Source organism: Chitinophaga sp. (assembly GCF_036566945.1).
Taxonomy (GTDB): Bacteria; Bacteroidota; Bacteroidia; order Chitinophagales; family Chitinophagaceae; genus Chitinophaga.
This window is the reverse complement of record NZ_DATCVJ010000331.1, coordinates 1-1,679: the sequence shown is the minus strand read 5'-3', so window position 1 is coordinate 1,679 and position 1,679 is coordinate 1. Positions and strand designations below refer to the sequence as shown.

The 1,679-nt window shown below is 37.5% G+C and carries 3 protein-coding genes; 2 read left to right on the top strand and 1 reads right to left on the bottom strand.

The window, feature by feature from the left end; genetic code table 11:
- Positions 1-219: 219 nt before the first annotated feature.
- Both VIP81_RS09770 and VIP81_RS09765 read left to right on the top strand, forming a co-directional pair.
- A complete protein-coding gene (locus VIP81_RS09770; RefSeq protein ID WP_331959161.1) occupies positions 220-429 on the top strand; it encodes a hypothetical protein in 210 nt (69 codons plus the stop codon).
- Positions 410-829, top strand: a complete 420-nt coding sequence (locus VIP81_RS09765) for a PIN domain-containing protein (protein WP_331959158.1) — start codon at positions 410-412, stop codon at positions 827-829. Before VIP81_RS09770 ends, VIP81_RS09765 begins: the two co-directional genes overlap by 20 nt.
- Before the next feature lie 58 nt (positions 830-887).
- Here the strand turns inward: VIP81_RS09765 and VIP81_RS09760 are convergent.
- On the bottom strand, positions 888-1,679 hold a 792-nt coding region (locus tag VIP81_RS09760), incomplete at its 5' end, for a hypothetical protein (RefSeq protein WP_331959155.1).

Sequence of the window (1,679 nt, the reverse complement as noted above, 5' to 3'; positions counted from 1 at the left end):
ACAAGTTTACGAAAGTTCTGATCCACGTGCGTCGTTGGCTAATCTGATGCAAAACAACTATTTTTCTACTAATCCCCCAAGTTTTCAACTTGATCCTATATTAGCTTAACGGCTTCATTGAGTCAGGCGGTTCGATAATGGATTTCGTATAAAATTCTCATTCACTCATTTTCGCTCATTTTTGTGTATATTTCCAATCCAATAATACCTGAAAGTTTTATGATACGCACAATAATAATACCTCATCAACAATCCATTTCATTTGATATTCCTGAAGACTATGTAGGAAAGCAAATAGAGGTCATTGCTTTTGCCAAAGATGAAGGTAATACAAAGGCAAAACCAGCTAAACAAAAGGTAACATTTACTGCTTTATCACTTGATACACGAGGCTATAAATTTAATCGCGATGAAGCAAATGAACGCTAATGTTTTCCTGGATAGTAATATCATTGAATATTCCTATTCAAACTCCGAAATAGATAAACAGAAAATAGCACGTAAACTTATAACTGAAAGCAATTCTTATATTAGTACACAGGTTTTACAGGAGTTGAGTAATATTGTTACCCGAAAATTTAAATTCAGTTATCAACAGGCTATATTGGCAATAAAAGAATGCTGCCAAAATAATAACCTATACGTCAATACAGAAAACACTGTGCTACAAGCCTGTCAGGTAGCAGATCGTTATGGATTCTCTTTTTATGATAGCCTTATTATTGCGGCTGCGCTGGAAAGCGGTTGTACCATACTATACTCAGAAGATCTACAAAACGGTCAATTGATTGATGAGAAATTAACTATTAAAAATCCCTTTAACCAATAAGGCTTTAGCCTACCTGCACCCAGCCCTTCAGAAAGAATGATTATTGAAAACCTCCATTTCAAAATCTAACGCCAGCTCCTAAATGTAAATTCAACGATGCCAGCGAATAATGATTCTCTGCTGGATTCTCCACCGGATTTAAAGGTGGATTTACAATTGGAGATACGGGCCAAGTAGGGTAATAACCGTACTTCGACTTTGCTGACGCACCAAAGTAACTAGCGTCAGATAGTAAAAAGACCCTCTTGCTTAATTTGTAATTCAAAGCCAGCGAAACGCTATAACAGAATGTGACGGGTACATTTACTTTGGTCATCGTAGCCACACCAACCCCTCCTGATAAGTTTGGATAATCATAGGCATAAACAAATCCCGGTAATTTTGTTTTGCAAATGCCAACCGATGCCATTGGCACTAGTTCGAACTTAGAACTGGACGAAAATGGAATAGAATAAAAGACACCTGACATTACTTTAAATACTTTCCAACTATCCATCTTAACATATACCCGCATTTGATCTGAACCGGATTTTTTGATTTCATTCCGCAAATGCGCTTCATCTTGTTTATTTATTGATCCACCAATAGTTAAGGAAATACCAAATGATTTCTTTAACTGGTACTTAACCAAAGCATCAGCAGAAAAGCCCACTACCGCATTACCTGACATTTCGTGGCGGGAGGATGAATATGAATTATCTGCAAAATGCCCGATTGGAATGGCGGGACCAGCCGCAAGCTGCACGGAAAACCTCCTGGTTGGATGTGGTGTTTGGGAAAGGCATGAAATAGACACCACAAATAGCGATAAAACGACTAGAAACTTCTTCATATGGCTGACTATATTATT